Origin of the sequence: Sneathiella sp. (genome assembly GCF_002694385.1) — a bacterium.
GTDB lineage: Bacteria > Pseudomonadota > Alphaproteobacteria > Sneathiellales > Sneathiellaceae > Sneathiella.
Genome location: NZ_NZMB01000022.1, coordinates 26,370 through 42,524, shown reverse-complemented (window position 1 = coordinate 42,524; position 16,155 = coordinate 26,370). Strand labels below are relative to the sequence as shown.

Annotated in this window: 15 protein-coding genes; 6 read left to right on the top strand and 9 right to left on the bottom strand. The window is 58.1% G+C overall.

Features of this window, described 5'->3' with window-relative positions:
- Positions 1-2: 2 nt before the first annotated feature.
- A complete protein-coding gene (locus CMN55_RS15110) occupies positions 3-2,012 on the bottom strand; it encodes an aminopeptidase P family protein (RefSeq protein WP_293950784.1) in 2,010 nt (669 codons plus the stop codon).
- A gap of 212 nt (positions 2,013-2,224) precedes the next feature.
- Between CMN55_RS15110 and CMN55_RS15105 the strand changes: the two genes are divergently transcribed.
- Both CMN55_RS15105 and CMN55_RS15100 read left to right on the top strand, forming a co-directional pair.
- Positions 2,225-2,506, top strand: coding sequence for a hypothetical protein (locus CMN55_RS15105; protein ID WP_293950782.1), 282 nt, complete (start codon positions 2,225-2,227; stop codon positions 2,504-2,506).
- Positions 2,507-2,550: 44 nt separating this feature from the next.
- Positions 2,551-3,063 (top strand): DUF1127 domain-containing protein, encoded by a 513-nt coding sequence (locus tag CMN55_RS15100; protein WP_293950780.1) that lies wholly within the window; start codon positions 2,551-2,553, stop codon positions 3,061-3,063.
- Between the two features lie 68 nt (positions 3,064-3,131).
- On the opposite strand, the gene CMN55_RS15095 is transcribed toward CMN55_RS15100, so the two are convergent.
- From CMN55_RS15095 to gpt, 5 genes are all read right to left on the bottom strand, one after another.
- Positions 3,132-3,992, bottom strand: a complete 861-nt coding sequence (locus CMN55_RS15095; protein ID WP_293950778.1) for a 50S ribosomal protein L11 methyltransferase — start codon at positions 3,990-3,992, stop codon at positions 3,132-3,134.
- Positions 3,976-6,267: an ATP-dependent helicase gene (locus tag CMN55_RS15090; protein WP_293950776.1), complete on the bottom strand. Its 2,292-nt coding sequence runs from the start codon at positions 6,265-6,267 to the stop codon at positions 3,976-3,978. The genes CMN55_RS15095 and CMN55_RS15090 overlap by 17 nt, the downstream gene beginning before the upstream one ends.
- A gap of 52 nt (positions 6,268-6,319) precedes the next feature.
- Complete coding sequence (locus tag CMN55_RS15085) at positions 6,320-8,062, bottom strand: chloride channel protein (protein ID WP_293950774.1); 1,743 nt, start codon at positions 8,060-8,062, stop codon at positions 6,320-6,322.
- 149 nt (positions 8,063-8,211) lie between these two features.
- On the bottom strand, positions 8,212-9,003 hold the full coding sequence (gene otnI, locus CMN55_RS15080) for a 2-oxo-tetronate isomerase (protein ID WP_293950771.1): 792 nt from the start codon (positions 9,001-9,003) through the stop codon (positions 8,212-8,214).
- Positions 9,004-9,018: 15 nt separating this feature from the next.
- Positions 9,019-9,522, bottom strand: a complete 504-nt coding sequence (gene gpt / locus CMN55_RS15075) for a xanthine phosphoribosyltransferase (protein WP_293950769.1) — start codon at positions 9,520-9,522, stop codon at positions 9,019-9,021.
- A gap of 131 nt (positions 9,523-9,653) precedes the next feature.
- Between gpt and CMN55_RS15070 the strand changes: the two genes are divergently transcribed.
- The gene (locus tag CMN55_RS15070; protein WP_293950767.1) at positions 9,654-9,899 is read left to right on the top strand and encodes a hypothetical protein; all 246 of its coding nucleotides are present in this window, start codon (positions 9,654-9,656) and stop codon (positions 9,897-9,899) included.
- Between the two features lie 120 nt (positions 9,900-10,019).
- Positions 10,020-10,712, top strand: a complete 693-nt coding sequence (locus tag CMN55_RS15065) for an NnrU family protein (RefSeq protein WP_293950765.1) — start codon at positions 10,020-10,022, stop codon at positions 10,710-10,712.
- A 29-nt stretch (positions 10,713-10,741) separates the two neighbouring features.
- Here CMN55_RS15065 and CMN55_RS15060 read toward each other — a convergent pair whose 3' ends face one another.
- Together CMN55_RS15060 and CMN55_RS15055 are read right to left on the bottom strand one after the other, a co-directional pair.
- Entirely contained in the window at positions 10,742-11,203 is a 462-nt protein-coding gene (locus tag CMN55_RS15060; protein ID WP_293950763.1) for a PaaI family thioesterase, read from the bottom strand.
- Positions 11,204-11,338: 135 nt separating this feature from the next.
- A complete protein-coding gene (locus tag CMN55_RS15055) occupies positions 11,339-12,832 on the bottom strand; it encodes an inorganic phosphate transporter (RefSeq protein WP_293950761.1) in 1,494 nt (497 codons plus the stop codon).
- Between the two features lie 209 nt (positions 12,833-13,041).
- Between CMN55_RS15055 and CMN55_RS15050 the strand changes: the two genes are divergently transcribed.
- A complete protein-coding gene (locus tag CMN55_RS15050; RefSeq protein ID WP_293950760.1) occupies positions 13,042-14,217 on the top strand; it encodes a M20 aminoacylase family protein in 1,176 nt (391 codons plus the stop codon).
- Positions 14,218-14,366: 149 nt separating this feature from the next.
- Positions 14,367-15,227, top strand: a complete 861-nt coding sequence (locus CMN55_RS15045; RefSeq protein ID WP_293950757.1) for an MBL fold metallo-hydrolase — start codon at positions 14,367-14,369, stop codon at positions 15,225-15,227.
- A gap of 12 nt (positions 15,228-15,239) precedes the next feature.
- On the opposite strand, the gene CMN55_RS15040 is transcribed toward CMN55_RS15045, so the two are convergent.
- Positions 15,240-16,112, bottom strand: a complete 873-nt coding sequence (locus CMN55_RS15040) for a LysR substrate-binding domain-containing protein (protein ID WP_293950755.1) — start codon at positions 16,110-16,112, stop codon at positions 15,240-15,242.
- Between the last annotated feature and the right edge of the window lie 43 nt (positions 16,113-16,155).

The window sequence follows — 16,155 nt, the reverse complement described above, 5'->3', positions numbered from 1 at the left end:
GGTCAAAGGGGCGCCGTCGCCTGCTCCAGCCAGGTGAGCGTTTCGCTGTCCCCCGTCAGTAGCGGAGAGATTTTTGCCCGCACCGCGGCGTGATAGCTGTTGAGCCAGGCGATTTCCGTATCGCTCATCAGCCCCGTTTCCACAAGCGCCTTGTCAATCGGTGCGAATGTCAGGGTTTCAAAACCGTAAACAACCCGTTCCGCCCCGGCGGGAGGCGTCACCTCGGAGACAACAACCAGATTCTCGATGCGGATGCCATAGGCGTCTGTCTTGTAATATCCCGGCTCGTTGGACAGGACCATGCCCGGTTGCAGGGCGACCGCGCTCGGCGCTTTTGAAATCCGCTGCGGCCCTTCATGGACGCTGAGATAGCTGCCGACGCCATGCCCGGTGCCATGATCGAAATCGAGCCCGGCGGCCCAGAGTGGTGCGCGGGCCAGCGTATCGAGCTGGCTTCCCGATGTGCCTTTGGGGAAGATCGCGCGGGCAAGGGCAATATGCCCTTTCAGGACCAGTGTGAAGCGTTCCTTCATTTCCTGTGACGGCGTTCCGATGGCGATGGTACGGGTGATATCCGTGGTGCCGTCCAGATATTGTGCGCCGCTGTCCACCAGATAGAGATTGCCGCTTTCCAGCTTGCGGTTGCTGGCCGGTGTCGCCCGGTAATGGACGATGGCGCCATTCGGCCCGGCGCCGGAGATGGTGTTGAAGCTGAGGTCGCGGAAATTCTCGCCTATCTCGCGGAAGGAACGTAGCTTCGCCTCCGCCGTGAGCTCATCAATATCCCCGGACGTGGCATTGGCCGAGAGCCAGTGGAGGAATTTCGCCATCGCCGCCCCGTCGCGGATATGCGCGCGGCGCATCCCCTCCACCTCGACGGCATTTTTGGTTGCTTTCGGCAGCAGGCAGGGATCTTCCGCCCGGATGAGATTGGCTCCGCCCTCCGTCAGCCGGTCGAGTATGGCCTGGCTGGTGACCATCGGGTCAATCTGCACGGTTTTGCCGGTAAGCGCCGTGAGGGCGGCGGTAAATTCCTCCGGCGCCCAGACACGGACCATATTGCCGAGATGCTCCTTCAGGCCGGTTGCAAATTTCATTTCTTTCATAAAGAGGTCGACCGTCGCATCCTGATGCAAAATGGCGAAGCCAAGGGCAAAGGGCGTGCAGGGCAAGTCCGCGCCCCGGATGTTGAGCAGCCAGGCCACCACATCGGGCAGGGTATGCACGGTGGCATCGACTTTGCGCTCCGCCAGGTGGGCGGCCATGCGCTGACGCTTGCTGGCGGAGCTTTTCCCAGCAAATTTTTCCGTCTGCGGCTGCACCAGGGCAAGTGGTTGCGGCGGCCGGTCCGGCCAGACGGCATCTATGGGGTTTTTTGCGACAGAGGCGAGCGTCACGCCAATCTCTCCGGTCAGCCGTTTCAGATTGTTCATGCCGCTTTCGGTATGCAGCCAGGGATCAACGCCAAGGGTCTGGCCACTGGACATATGTTCTTTCAGCCAGTCGCTCATGGGCTCCTCGCTGACATGGCGGGGGGTGAAAAGCGTGGTATCCACCTCGCCCCGCACCTGCAGCGTATAGCGCCCGTCAATAAAGATTGCCGCCCTGTCTTTGAGGACAGCGGCAACGCCCGCCGATCCGGTAAAGCCGGTCAGCCATTTGAGCCGTTCCGCCGCCGCCGGGGCCGCCTCGCCATGAAATTCGTCATTAAGCGGGATGATAAAGCCGTCAAGCGTCTGCCGCGCCATTTCCGCCCGTAGCGCCGCAAGCCGTTCTACGGATGCCGCACGGTTGAGAACATCGGTCTGAATTTGCGCGCGCATTTCTTCTCGCGCGGCGCGGATTTTCGCCAGATTTTCCGCATCGAGACGGGGGAAAAGCCGGGTGAGCAGCAGATCCTCATCCCCGCGTGGCGGGGCAGCGGCAGCGGCCTTTAGGATCTGAACGGCCTCTTCCTCCTTCATACCATGGGGAAGGAACGGGGCGAGAGCGGGCAATGCGGCGGTTTCCATCGCGATATCCTGAAATGGGCTAACCCTATTGATAACATGATACTTCTGATGATGAATATGGCGCTTTTTCGTCATGAGTGCAACGTGAGCCATGCATTTTCTGCAAAGCACCATTTCGATCTTTGCGGGCAAAAACGCTTAGTAAGTTATTGTTTTTTAATGGATGCAGTGCAATATATTCGTCATTGAGAATGTCAGGCGGAAAGAGTGAAATGTTCGCAAGGAATGAAAGATATGCAGATGCAGGACAGCCCGGCTACGGCGCGGTCGGTCATTTGCGATATGAACCAGCTTTTACTGACCGGTCCTTCGGCCTGTCGGGGCTGATGCGATCCTTGCGCGCGCGCCTTTGTCTTGCCGATGTGGAAAAGACGATTGTCCTGGACCTGGGCCACGGCCCGCTTGTCAGGGCAGTTCGGTATGAAAATGAAATTCTGGGTGATGCCGCCAATGAAAATGGCTTCATCCCGGTTACGGAAAAAAATAATCGCTAATCTTCGCTCTACGGGAGCGATGACGGAATTGAAGGAGTAGGAAAATGACGAGTTATGTCGCGAAAGAACAGAACGGCTTTGTGCAGGGTGCGCCCGTCAATGCCAACAATGACTATATTGATGAATTTCAGCTGACGCAGCAGGCTTATGCACGTAGAAGCCGTTTCATCGCCGAGCAGCTTTCGGGCCTGGTCGCAAAGTTCAAGAAACAGCGGCAGGCGACTGCTGCCAAGGCCGCACTGTATGAAATGAGCGATCGTGAGCTGAAGGATATCGGCCTGACGCGGGCGGAGATTGATCAGGCCGTTGATGGCACCGTCAAATCCGCCTCCGTACGGGGTGAAGGTTTCTGGCGCAAGCTGGGCCGCAAATTCATTGAAGCCCAGCAGGCACGGGCGGCTTATGTTCAGCTTATGGCCATGAATAGCCGTGAACTGGCGGACATCGGCCTTTCCCGCGGGGAAATTGAAGCGGCCGTTAATGGCAAGCTACAGCTCCGGGCCAATGACAATGTTGCCCTGCCGGCAAATCTGAACGATCACCGCAAGGCGGTCTGATCGTTCGCAGCCGATCCGTTTCTTCCCCCCATTCGAGGCGGACCGGCTGCAACTTCTTCCCTGATACGCTATCGGCAGAGAACCAGCGTGTTCCACTCGCCGATAGCGTATCGGCGTTTCAGCTTCAGGCCCTGCTCTAAATAGGCCTTTCTCACCATCACCTCCTGTGTGCCAAGCAGCCCCGAAAGGATCAGGACCCCTGTCCGGTCAAGGGCGGCGGCAATGTCCGGCGCCATTTTCATGAGCGGCCAGGCGAGAATATTGGCGACAATCAGATCATAGGGCGCCTGTTCCCGCAGCAGCCGGTTTTGCAGGCCGATGGCCTCCACCACAGTCAGGAGGGGGGCAAGTCGGTTGCGCCGGGCATTTGCTTTTGTCACCTCGACGGCGGCGGGGTCAATATCGCTCGCAAGGACGGGGATGTTCCATGCTTTTGCAATGGCGAGAGCCAGGACGCCGGAGCCGCAGCCGAGATCCAGCGGATGGCGGACCCGCCGCCATTTATGCAGATCATCCAGCGCGGTCAGGCATCCGAATGTCGTCTCATGCAGGCCGGTGCCGAATGCCGCGCCCGCGTCTATCAGCAGATTATGGCGCGAGGCGGCCGGATGCGGCGCATCATGCGAGCCGTGGATATAAAAACGTCCGGCATCGACGGGCGGCAGCATCTTCTGGCTTTCGCTGACCCAGTCCTTCTGGATGAGAGGGGCGAGATCGAACTCTGTCTCCGGTGGCAGGCGGTGCAGCAACTCGGCGCCGGGCTGCTGTTCGAACAGGATATCCAGCCGCCAGAGCGATCCGTCCGGTACGGCCTCCTGCGTTGAGACGGTCAGCGCCTCCTCTTCATAAAGATCGGCGATCTGCATGGCCTGATCGAGGGGCAGGGTCAGGGTGAGCTGCCAAAAGGCGGGATCAGGCTGCCTGGACAAATTGTTCCATCACTTTCTTCATACCGGCCTTTTCAAAGGCGATTTCCAGTTTCGGGCCATCCTTGCGGAGGATGCGGCCATAGCCGAATTTCTGGTGAAATATGCGGCTGCCGACGGCAAGGCCCCCGTTCTCATTTGTTGCCGGTGTTCGGCTGACCGGTTTGGTGCTGTTGTCCACAAGCCGTTCATTCCTCTGAGCGTTCCGGTTGAGAATCTCCGCAAGATGGCTGGTTTCCCGGCTCCGCCAGGAGGAAAAGCTGCTCTCCCCCGTCTGGCGGGCGGTGGTGCTGTACAGTCCCTGTTCAGACTGATCGGCGATATGTTCTTTCGGCAGTTCGTCGACAAACCGGCTGGGGAGGGAGGATTGCCATTGCCCATGGATGCGGCGGTTGCTCGCATGGCTGATGAAGCAGCGTTTCTTGGCGCGCGTGATGCCGACATAGGCGAGACGGCGTTCCTCTTCCAGGGCCTTGACGCCATTTTCATCGAGAGCGCGCTGATGCGGGAACAGACCTTCCTCCCATCCGGGCAGGAAAATCACATCATATTCAAGGCCTTTTGCGGCATGCAGTGTCATCAGGCTGACCATGTCATCGCCCTTGTCGGCGTTGTTCTCCATCACCAGCGAGACATGTTCGAGAAATTGCGACAGGCTTTCATATTCGCCGACGGCGCGGATCAGCTCCTTCAGGTTTTCCCGCTTGCCTTCCGCCTCGGTTGACGTGTCCTGCTGCCACATGTCGAAATATCCGCTGTCCTCCAGCACGGTTTCCACCAGTTCGTCGGTCGCTACAAGGTCCTGCTGCGCCCGCCAGTTATGAAAATTTTCCGAGAGCTCCTTCAGGGAGCTATGGGCTTTGCCCTTGAAAAAGCCCTGTTCGACGGCAAAATCGGCGGCGCGGGACAGCGACAGCCCGGCCCCGCGGCCAATCTCCCGAAGCTTTTCGAGCGCCCTTTCACCCAGCCCGCGTTTGGGCAGGTTATAAATGCGTTCAAAGGCGAGATCGTCGTCAGGCTGGTTGATGACGCGGAGATAGGCGAGGACATCGCGGATTTCCCGCCGCTCGTAAAAGCGCAGCCCCCCGATCACCCGGTATTTGATGCCAAGACTTAAGAAGCATTCTTCGAAATCGCGGGTCTGGAAGCTGGCGCGGACAAGGATCGCCATATCCTTTGTGCGCGTTCCCTTGCGCTCCAGCGCTTCGATCTCTTCGGCGACCCAGCGGGCTTCGCTCTGGCCGTCCCAATGGCTTTTGAGGGTAACGGGCGCGCCCTCGTTATCCTCCGTATAAAGGGTTTTGCCGAGCCGACCCTCATTCTGTGCAATCAGGCCGGAGGCGGCCCCCAGAATATGCGAGGTGGAGCGATAGTTGCGTTCCAGCCGGATGACACGGGCGCCGGGGAAGTCGTCTTCGAATTTCAGGATATTGCCGACCTCCGCCCCGCGCCAGCCGTAAATGGACTGGTCATCATCGCCGACGCAGCAGATATTGCGATGCCGCTGCGCCAGCAGCCGGAGGAGGAGATATTGCGCGACGTTGGTATCCTGATACTCATCCACCAGGATATATTTGAAACGCTGCTGATAGAGGCTGAGAATATCTGGGTGCTTCTGGAACAGGGTCAGGACATGCAGCAGCAGGTCACCGAAATCGCAGGCATTCTGCTCTGCCAGCCGTTGCTGATAGCGTTTGTAGAAGGCGATGCCTTTGCCATCTGCAAATTCGCTGCCGCCGGTGCCCGACACCTGATCAGGCCGCAGCCCCTTGTCTTTCCAGCGATCAATAATGGCGGCCATGGCTCGCGGCGGCCATTTTTTGGTATCAACGCCGCCTTCGCTCATGATCTGTTTCAGCAGGCGGAGCTGGTCATCGGTGTCCAGAATGGTGAAGCTGGTGGACAGATCTAGCAGCTCCGCATGACGGCGCAGCAGCCACACGCCGATAGCGTGAAAGGTGCCGAGTTTGATTTCGATCGCCTGCGGGCCGACGAGGTCCGCCGTGCGTTCCTGCATCTCGGCGGCGGCCTTGTTGGTGAAGGTGACAGCGAGAATTTCCCACGGCCGGACATCGCGCATATTGAGGATATGGGCAAGGCGGGAGACCAGCACCCGCGTCTTGCCGGTGCCCGCGCCAGCGAGCACCAGGACGGGCCCGTCAAGGGCCTCCACCGCCGCGCGCTGCCCTTCGTTGAGAGCGTCAAGATAGCTGAAATCCGGGGCTTTCGGCGCGCCGGTATTGCCTGCAAAGCTGGCTATGTCGAAGCTGTCATCCATAGGGACAAGATATAGCCCAAGCGGTGCCGCGAGGCTACCGCAGATCGGTTGTTTATTTGAAAACCCGGTCGCGGGTATCGTCCTGGGCGGAGAGAAGCGCGGCGTTATAGGCGCGCAGCAGATCCTTCTGATGCAGGATGCCGATCAGGCGCCGTTCATTGGCCCGGTTGATGACGGGAATATTCTCGGTATCGGACTTGCCGATAATTTCCAGGGCGTTTTTCAGGCTGGTATCGGGGAACAGCACAGGGCCGTCATCATGCATCAGATCCTGCGCCGTCATATGATCAAGCGGCTCGTCCCCGAACAGTCCCGCTTTCAGGTCGCTGTAATCAATGCATCCGATGAATTCGTGAGTCTCCGGCTCCACCACCACGAATTTGTCATGATTCGTATTGCGGATGATCTTGCGCAGTTCCTTCATGTCAGTGTGCTTGGGAATTTCGATGAATTCACGATCCATGATGCCCCGCACCTGGCGGAAGCTGAGCAGGCGGAGCGCCCGGCTCTCGTTCACATCCACATTGCGATTGAGAAGCTGGGTCTGGAAAATGCTGCGCCCGTAAATATTCTTGGAAATGAGCGTTGCAACCGAAACGGCCACCATCACGGCAATGGAAATCTTGTAATCGCCCGTCAGCTCGAAAACGATCAGGATGGTCGAAATCGGCGCGCCAAGGACAGAGGCGGCAACGGCCGACATGCCGATAATGGCATAAAGACCATGGCTGGCCGCCATTTCGGGGAAGGCGGCGGCGGCGATCAGGCCGAAAGCGCCCCCCGTCATGGCGCCGATAAAGAGGGAGGGGGAGAAAAACCCGCCGCCGAAACGCGAGCCGAAGGTAATCCCGACCGCAATGGTTTTCACCACGATCAGCATCAGCAGGATAATCAGCGGATACTGGCCTTTCAACGCGCTGTCCGTCGCCTCATAGCCGACGCCGATGATCTGCGGCACAAAAACAGCAATGATGCCGAGAACCGCCCCGCCCGCGACAGGGCGCAATACTTCGGGTAGGCGGAAGCGGTCGATGGTCCGCTCCGTGAAGCCGATGCTCCAGATAAAGATCAGCGAGACAATGGCGGAGACAACGCCGAGCAGAGCAATCGCAGGAAATTCCCATAAGGAAACGATTTCATAATTCGGGATGATAAAGGCAGGGTAGTCGCCGAGATAGACACGGCTGACAACGGTGCCGATGACGGATGCGATGACAATGGGCGCAAAGGCCTGTGTCGCCAGCGATCCGACAACCACTTCAAGGGCGAAGAACATTCCCGCAATCGGCGCGTTGAAGGAGGCGGCCACGCCCGAGGAGACACCGCAGGCAATCAGCGTCATATAATATCTGGATGGCATCCGCAGCCATTGCCCGATCTGGCTGGCGATCAGGGCGCTGAAATGGACAACGGGGCCTTCCCGTCCGCTGGACCCGCCACAGCCGAGTGTGAGCGCATTAATAAAGAGCCCGCCAAGCCCGGGAATGAGTTTCATCTTGCCGCGGTTGACGATCACCGCTTCGATTACGTCGGCGACGCCCTGGCTGCGATGGCGGGGCAGGATATATTTCCAGAACAGGCCGACAATGAGACCGCCGATCATGGGTGCGGCGACAATCTGCCACCATGGCAACTCGATTGCCTGCGCGACAACGCCGTGGCTGTCCGCGCCATAAAAAAGCTGCTGTATTTCGCTGATGGCGATGCGGAAGCCCACGGCCCCGTATCCGGCAAGCAGACCAATGGCGATGGCGCAGGCCATCAGTTTTACCGGCGTACTGCTTGTGGCAGACATTATGGGGTTGATAAATCTTTCCCCTGCCTTGGAATTTTCAAAGAGGGCCATTGCCCGTCATGTACCCGCTATCTTTATTATTTGCCCGGTTTTTTCTTATTGCTTACTTGTATCCCGGTTGTCTTAAATTTTCAATAATTCCCGGCCTTTTATATTTCTCTCGAAAGATATGGCCGCGCCCAGCCGAGTGTCTCTCGTGTTCCGCGCGAAGGCTTGTATTCACAGCCGATCCAGCCGCTGTAGCCCGCCTGTTCAAGAATGCCGAAAATATAGGGGTAATTGATCTCGCCATTGCCCGGTTCATGCCGGTCCGGCGGGTTGGCGATCTGGATATGGGAGACGAGCGGGGCAAGTTTTCGATACTGGTGGACGAGATCGCCGGCGAGGCGCTGCGCATGATAGAAATCGAATTGCAGGCCGAGGTTGGGATGATCTATTTCCCTGATCAGGGTGGCGGCCATATCAAAATCATTCAGAAAATATCCCGGCATGTCGATGGGATTGATCGGCTCGATCAGGATACGGATGCCCTTGGCTTCTCCCATACGGGCGGCGAATGCCAGATTTTCCCGATAGGTGGCGTATTGCGCCTCATAGGGCTGCGCCGGATCACGCAGCCCCGCCATCAGATGCAGGCTGTCGCAGTCCAGGGCGGCGGCATATAAAAACCCCTGTTCCAGGCTCGCCCGGAATTCTCTCTGGTGGCGCGCAAGGCTGGCGTAACCCCGCTCCCCTTTTGCCATGTCGCCGGGCCAGAAGTTGAACAGAACCTGCGTCAATCCCTGCTGGTCAAGGGCGCGGCGGATATCTGCCGGATCAAATTCATAGGGGAACAGGCATTCCACGCCGGTAAATCCGTCATCCGCCGCGGCGGCGAACCGGTCCAGAAAGGGAAGCTCCTGATAGAGAAAACTGAGATTGGCGGCGAATTTGAGGGTCACAGGAGTTGCTTCCGGTCATCGGGGCGGCTGGGGATTTTCAACAATCGGCTTCACGAAGGACGGCGCCTGATCCCAGGGGAAGAGAATCCAGGTATCCTGGCTGACTTCGGTAATGAAGGTATCCACCTGTTCCAGCCCCTTGGGTTTACCATAGATGGTAGCGAAATGCGCTTTTGGCACCATCTGGCGGACATGGCGGGCGGTCACGCCGCTATCGACCAGATCATCAACGATGACCCAGCCGTCACCCCGATCGGGAATATGCTCCAACCCTTTGATGATCTTCACCTCGCCGACCGTCTTGTCATTGCGATAGGCGGCGATGCAGACTGTATCAATATGCCGGATATCCAGTTCCCGCGCGACGATGGCGGCGGGAACAAGGCCGCCGCGGGTGACGGCAATCACGCCCTTGAACGGCGCCTTTTCCATCAGCCGCCAGGCGAGTGCCCGGCCATTGCGATGAAGCTCTTCCCAGGATACCGGAAAATATTTTGTATAGCCTGTCTCGATCGCCATGGACGTCCCCCGCCTGAATTTTCTGCTGTTGAAGTTTTTTTAAACCTCCTGCGGTAATAAAAAAAGCCTCCTTTTAACGAAATGCGGCCGGTTGTCTTTTATCGGGCGATGAATTGGACTAGGTTCGACAGATGGCATCACGACCCCCGACAGCCTCACAGCTTAAATATCTCCGGCTCGGGCGTTACCAGCCGGGGGGCAAGCTGCCGCTGTTTGATTCGGATGGGCAGCAGATCAGCAACTCAATCATCAGGAGTTGCCTGAAGAAAGGCTGGGTTGAAACATGGTTTGATAACCCGATCAAGCCCGACTGGCTCGTCTGCAAGCTGACGGAGGAGGGGCGGCGGATGATTGAAAAATACGGGGATCGCTTCTGAATCCGCTGCATCCGGTGTGACGGCCCTCGCATTCACGCCACTTTCAGGGTCAGTGCGCTTTCGTGCGGCGCCGTTTGATGGCACACTTACCCATCCGGTTTTCATGAGGTGGAGCAGAAAATGACAGGAACAATGGGCGGGCTGTTGCTCGCAGCGGGGGCCTTTCTGGCCATTCATATCATCCCGTCGAGTGTATTACGGATCAGGATCGTCGCGGCGATCGGGGAAAAAGCCTATCTCGCGGGATTCAGTCTTCTTTCTATTGCCGCACTGGTGTGGATGGTGTTCGCCTTTAACGCGGCGCCGGTGGGGGACACACTCTGGTATGCGGGCAATGCGGGGCGGCATATCGGCATGCTGCTGATGCTGATTGCCAGCATCCTGTTTATCAGCGCCCTGACCAGCCCGAACCCGACCGCCGTCGGCGCGGGCGGGCTGATTGACAAGGAAAGCGCCTACAGCGGCATCAATGCCATCACGCGCCACCCGATGATGTGGAGTTTCGTTCTCTGGTCGATCACCCATATTATCAACAATGGCGAGACGTCGGCGCTGATTTTCTTCGGGACATTCGGCGCGCTGGCGCTGGCCGGGACGTTTCTCATTGATGCGAAGAAAGCCCGGCAGCTTGGCGATAGCTGGGCGCAATACAGCGCGCGCACCTCGAATATTCCCTTCGCCGCCGTGCTGGCGGGGCGGGCGAAACTCTCGTTTCGTCGTCTCTGGTGGCGGATTTTACTGGGCGTTATCTTCTGTACGCTGCTGATTTTTCTGCATGAACCGGTGTTTGGCGTGTCGCCGCATCCGGTCTGAGGTATCACCCGCGCACGTCAGATAAAGTTTCAGATTATGGCGCAGGTGGTATTGCCGGTCGCATACAGCTTGCCATCCTCGCCAACCACACGGGCTTCCGCCGTGGCGATGCGGCGGCCCTTGTGCACGACTTCCCCGGTCACCGTCACCTTGCCCATGCCGGGCATCATGGCGCGGAGATATTTCACGTTGAGATCGACGGTGGTATATCGCTCCCCCGGCTCCAGAACCGTATGAATTGAACAGCCGAGGGCCGAATCGAGCAAGGTGGCCGCATAGCCGCCATGCACGGTGCCGATGGGGTTGAGATGCTTCTCATTGGGCTCGCCCACGAAGACCGCCCTGCCGGGGGAGACTTCTGTCAGGTTGAAATCCAGGGTTTCGGAAATCGGCGGGCGTTGTCCGCCGCTGATGACCGCCTGCAACTGTTCCAGTCCCGTCATGGCCTTGCGGGATTCTTCGAGTTTCTTTTTCTTCTCGGTTGCGTTCATGGAGAACATCCTTCTATATCTGACCGCTCGTTCCAGAATAACCGTTTTTGACGGAAGGCAAAGCATCAAATTCAACTTTATCGGTTTATGATAAAGTTTCCGGGAAAATCTGTCGATGATGTGATTGCGGTTACGTCAGGCGCCGAAATACTGGATGATCCAGAAAATGACGGCGGCCATCAGCGCCGCACAGGGAACGGTGATGATCCAGGCCGCGACGATGGTCATGAGCTGAGACCGGCGCACCAGCTTCTTGCGTTTGTTATTGGAGGTCTCCGCCTGATCGCAGATGGGCAGGTTGCTGTCAGGATGGATTTTCTGCTCCCGCAGGCTTTCCCGCAGCAGCCGCGCCCGCCGTTCCGTATCCCATTCACGGAAAAAGCCGACGCCGAAGATCGCGCCGACGGCGATATGGGTCGAGCTGACCGGCAGGCCGAGGGCGGAGGCGATCAGCACGGTGATCCCGGCGGACAGCGCCACGCAATAGGCGCGCATCGGGTTCATCTTGGTGATCTGTTCGCCCACCGTACGGATCAGCTTGGGCCCGAACAGGAACAGTCCGGCGCTGAGGCCTGCCGCGCCGATCAGCATGACCCAGAGCGGAATACCGACTTTCGCGTCAATGGCGCCAGAGGTGGAGACGCCGACAATCGCAGCGAGCGGGCCGACAGCGTTGGCGACGTCATTGGCGCCATGGGCGAAGGAAAGCAGCGCGGCGGAGCAGATCAGCGGAATGGTGAACAGAGCGCGGACGGATTTATTGCGGTTTTCCATGCCCTGCGAGGCGCGATGAATGATCGGCCGAACAATGGCGAAAGTGCCGATGAAAAACAGCAGCGACAGGGTCAGGATCATCAATGGGCCGGGCTTCCAGATTTTGCCGAGCCCCTTCATGACAAGATAGGCCGAGAAAACACCGGCCATAATCGCGACCAGCAGCGGCACCCAGCGCCGCGCCGCCGCCACCTTGTCTTCCTTGTAGATGACATTGTATTTGATGAAGGCGAGAAAGATGGCGGCAATCCCGCCACCGAGCACGGGGGAAATCACCCAGCTTGCGGCGATGGCGCCCATGGTGCCCCAGCTCACGACGCTAAAACCGGCGGCGGCGATCCCGGCGCCCATGACCCCGCCGACAACGGCATGGGTGGTGGAGACCGGCGCGCCGACCCAGGTGGCGACATTGACCCACAGCGCCGCGGCAAACAGCGCGGACAGCATGGCCCAGACGAACACTTCGCTGGTCGGCATTCCGGCCGGATTAATGATGCCTTTCTGGATGGTGTTGACAACATCACCACCGGCGAGAATCGCGCCTGCGGCTTCGAAAATCGCCGCGATGACAATCGCCCCGAACATAGTGAGGGCACGCGAGCCAACGGCGGGCCCGACGTTATTCGCCACATCATTGGCGCCGATATTCAGCGCCATGTAGCCGCCGATGATGGCGGCAATGATGATCAGGGTAGAATGTTCGCCGCTGGTGGTGACGCTGGCCGCTACCGCCCAGACAATCATCAGAAACAGAACGGCGAGCGCCAGCGGCTTGAGGCCTTTGCCAGCCTGCGAAGCCTGCGTTTCAAGCGTCTCGATACGGCCAAGGTCCTTATCGAGCGTTTTCTTTACCATCTACCCATCCCGTGCGTTTTTTGCAGGCAACAAACTGTTTCCGTTCGTCCTGTTTTCTAGTCCAGACGGGGCCGGATGAAAAGAGGGTTTCGGAACGGATTGCCCGATTGCGGCGTTCAGACCATGATAAAACGTCTTTTATCAGCCTTTTCTGTTGTGATAGGCTTTTTTCAAGACGCGTCACAGACAGCCATAAAATGGTGCAAAAAATGAAAATACTTCCTGACATCGAGACCATGCATGCCGAACTGACCGAATGGCGGCATAGGATTCACATGCATCCCGAAACCGCCTTTGAAGAATTTCAAACCTCCGACTTTGTTGCCGAAAAGCTGGAAAGCTTCGGGATCGAGGTGCACCGCGGCCTCGCCAAAACGGGGGTGGTCGGGACGCTGAAAAGCGGCAGCGGCAATCGCGCCATCGGCTTGCGGGCGGATATGGACGCGCTCGATCTTCAGGAACTCAACGACTTTGATCATCGTTCGCGCATTGACGGCAAGATGCATGGCTGCGGGCATGATGGCCATACGGTCATGCTGCTGGGGGCGGCGAAGCATCTGGCCCGCACCCGGAATTTCGACGGCACCGTGCAATTCATCTTTCAGCCGGCGGAGGAAAATGTCGCCGGTGGCCGGGTCATGATCCAGGATGGCCTGTTCGAGAAATTCCCCGTCGACAGCGTTTACGGCATGCATAACATGCCGGGACATGAGGTTGGCAGTTTCGCGGTGCGTAAGGGGCCGATCATGGCGTCCGCCGATTTTTTCGAAGCCCGCATCATCGGCAATGGCGGTCATGGCGCCTTTCCGCATCTGGCCACCGATCCGATCGTCATTGCGTCCGAGATTGTGCTGGCGTGGCAGAATATTGTCAGCCGCAATACGGACCCGTTGCAGGCGGCGGTGGTGACCGTCGCGCAGATCAACGGCGGCCATACGGGCAATGTTATTCCGGCCGATGTGGTGCTGAAAGGAACGACGCGGGCGTTTGATCCGGGCGTGCAGGACATGATTGAACATCGCATGCGGCAGATTGCGACCGGCATAGCCGCCGCCCATGGGGCAAAGGCGGAATTTACCTATGACCGCCGCTATGCCCCGACCATCAATACGCCCGAGGAAACGGAGGAGGCCATCGCCGCCGCCGTCGAACTGGTGGGCAGTGCAAAGGTGAACCGCAATGTCACGCCGGTGATGGGGGCGGAGGATTTTTCCTGGATGCTGCGCGAGCGCCCCGGCTGCTACATCATGATCGCCAATGGCGCGGGGGAGGGAAGCTGCCATGTCCATAACCCCAATTATGATTTTAACGACGAGATCCTGCCGCTCGGCGCCAGCTACTGGGTGCGGTTGACGGAGCGGATTCTGGGTCCGGAGGCGAATTAACGGTCCGTCTGCCTGCTTTTCCCCCGAATCTTCCCCGAAATTCGTGATCGCCATTACAAAAACGGCGGAAAGCAGGTGATTTCATCATTTGGCAATATCACATTTGTAAATATTAGATGTAGCCACAAGTGAAGGTGATATTGAACTTTATGACGATGCGGGTGAAATTCTGGGGTGTTCGGGGGTCAATCGCGACCCCGTCTGCCGATCATATGAAATATGGCGGCAATACTTCCTGCGTTGAAATTGTCATCAACGACCGCATTATCATCCTGGATGCGGGAACGGGTGTGCGGCTGCTGGGCGACTGCCTGATGCGCCGCGGCATAAAAGATTTTCTTTTCCTGCAATCCCATACCCATTGGGATCATATCAACGGATTCCCCTTCTTTGCCCCGATTTATAATGCGGATGTGAATATCAAGGTCATGGCCGGGCATCTGTGCGAACTTGGCGGGATCAAAAAGGTCCTTTCCTCGCAAATGTGCCAGCCAACTTTCCCCGTGCCCTTTGCGGAACTGGCGGCCAAGCTCAGCTTTGAAGATTTCAAGGCGGGGGCTTCCTTCTCCCTTGGCGACGGCATTCATGTACGTACGGCCCCGCTGAAGCATCCCGACGGAGGCACCGGCTATCGGATTGAGCATGAGGGCGTATCCGTCTGCTATGTGACCGATACGGAGCATGTTATCGGCCATCCGGATCAGGATATCCTCGATCTTATCGAGGGGGCGGATCTTGTCATCTATGATTCCACCTATACCGACGCTGAATATCCGTCCTACAAGGGATGGGGCCATTCGACCTGGCAGGAAGGCGTGCGTCTCTGCCGCGCCGCCGGAGTTGGTCAACTGGCCATATTCCATCACGATCCGTCCCATGATGACGTGTTTATGGATGGCGTGGCGCTGGCCGCGCATGATATGTGGCCGAATGCCTTCGTCGCGCGGGAAGGCATGACGATTGAGCTGGATGCGGTCGGTCAGACCGACAGGGTTTCCATGGCGCTCTGAGCCCCGCGCCGGTTAATCTTCGCCGGGATTATGCCCCGTCAGTTCCAAAAAGGACGACACAAGCCGCGTATGCCGTTCGCCCTTGAGCCCCAGGACATAGGTGGCTTCCTTCAGGCTGTGATCCTCAATCTCGATACTGTGAATACGCGAATCCCATTGGATTTCGGTTTCGGTCAGGAAAGTAATGCCAAGATCATTTGCAACCGCCTCGCGCCCGATTTCCTTGCTTTGCAGGGGAATGATCTTGTCGGCATCATGTTGCAGCAGCCTTGACCAGTGATCCTTTGCCTCGCTGCGGCTGGCAGGTGTAAAAGGTAGGATTAGAATCTGGTCCTGCAGATCGCGGAGGGGGACCGATTTCTTCGTTGACCAGGGATGTTTGTGTGACACGGCGATTTTAAGGGGCTCTTCCTCTATCTTGACGCCGAACAGGCGGCTGTCTGAAGGTGGCGCATGATGAACGGCGAGATGGGCGCGAAAATCGAGGAGCTGCGTCTCGATCATCTCAGCGGAGGCCGTCGTGAAGGAGAGACGCACGCCGGGATATTGCGCTTGAAAGGCGGCGACAAGCGGCAGGGAGGTGAGGGATGAACTCGCCACCACATTGAGCCGCCCGCTGTCGAGCGTGCCGATGGAGGACAGCAGCCTGTGCGCTTCCTCTTCAAGACGCAGCATCTTGCGGGCGATCTCAAGCAGCAGCTTGCCCGAAGCTGTGATTTCCGTCTTGCGGCCGCGGCGCTGGAACAGCTTGGTGTCATAGGCCTGTTCAAGCGCCTGGATCTGTAATGTGACGGCCGGTTGAGTAAGCCCGAGGGTTTTGGCGGCGGCTGAAAAGCCCCCGGTTTCTGCCACGGCATGAAATGCCTTTAACTGCGCGTGATTCATCTCATATACCCGGTTTACATCAGGCGGCGGCGCTAAACGTCCC

Bases quoted from the DNA above. Each gene is read 5' to 3' on its own strand.
- CMN55_RS15110 (WP_293950784.1), bottom strand. From the start codon at position 2,012: ATGGAAACCGCCGCATTGCCCGCTCTCGCCCCGTTCCTTCCCCATGGT.
- CMN55_RS15105 (WP_293950782.1), top strand. From the start codon at position 2,225: ATGTTCGCAAGGAATGAAAGATATGCAGATGCAGGACAGCCCGGCTAC.
- CMN55_RS15100 (WP_293950780.1), top strand. From the start codon at position 2,551: ATGACGAGTTATGTCGCGAAAGAACAGAACGGCTTTGTGCAGGGTGCG.
- CMN55_RS15090 (WP_293950776.1), bottom strand. From the start codon at position 6,267: ATGGATGACAGCTTCGACATAGCCAGCTTTGCAGGCAATACCGGCGCG.
- CMN55_RS15085 (WP_293950774.1), bottom strand. From the start codon at position 8,062: ATGTCTGCCACAAGCAGTACGCCGGTAAAACTGATGGCCTGCGCCATC.
- gpt (WP_293950769.1), bottom strand. From the start codon at position 9,522: ATGGCGATCGAGACAGGCTATACAAAATATTTTCCGGTATCCTGGGAA.
- CMN55_RS15070 (WP_293950767.1), top strand. From the start codon at position 9,654: ATGGCATCACGACCCCCGACAGCCTCACAGCTTAAATATCTCCGGCTC.
- CMN55_RS15065 (WP_293950765.1), top strand. From the start codon at position 10,020: ATGACAGGAACAATGGGCGGGCTGTTGCTCGCAGCGGGGGCCTTTCTG.
- CMN55_RS15060 (WP_293950763.1), bottom strand. From the start codon at position 11,203: ATGAACGCAACCGAGAAGAAAAAGAAACTCGAAGAATCCCGCAAGGCC.
- CMN55_RS15055 (WP_293950761.1), bottom strand. From the start codon at position 12,832: ATGGTAAAGAAAACGCTCGATAAGGACCTTGGCCGTATCGAGACGCTT.
- CMN55_RS15050 (WP_293950760.1), top strand. From the start codon at position 13,042: ATGAAAATACTTCCTGACATCGAGACCATGCATGCCGAACTGACCGAA.
- CMN55_RS15045 (WP_293950757.1), top strand. From the start codon at position 14,367: ATGACGATGCGGGTGAAATTCTGGGGTGTTCGGGGGTCAATCGCGACC.
- CMN55_RS15040 (WP_293950755.1), bottom strand. From the start codon at position 16,112: ATGAATCACGCGCAGTTAAAGGCATTTCATGCCGTGGCAGAAACCGGG.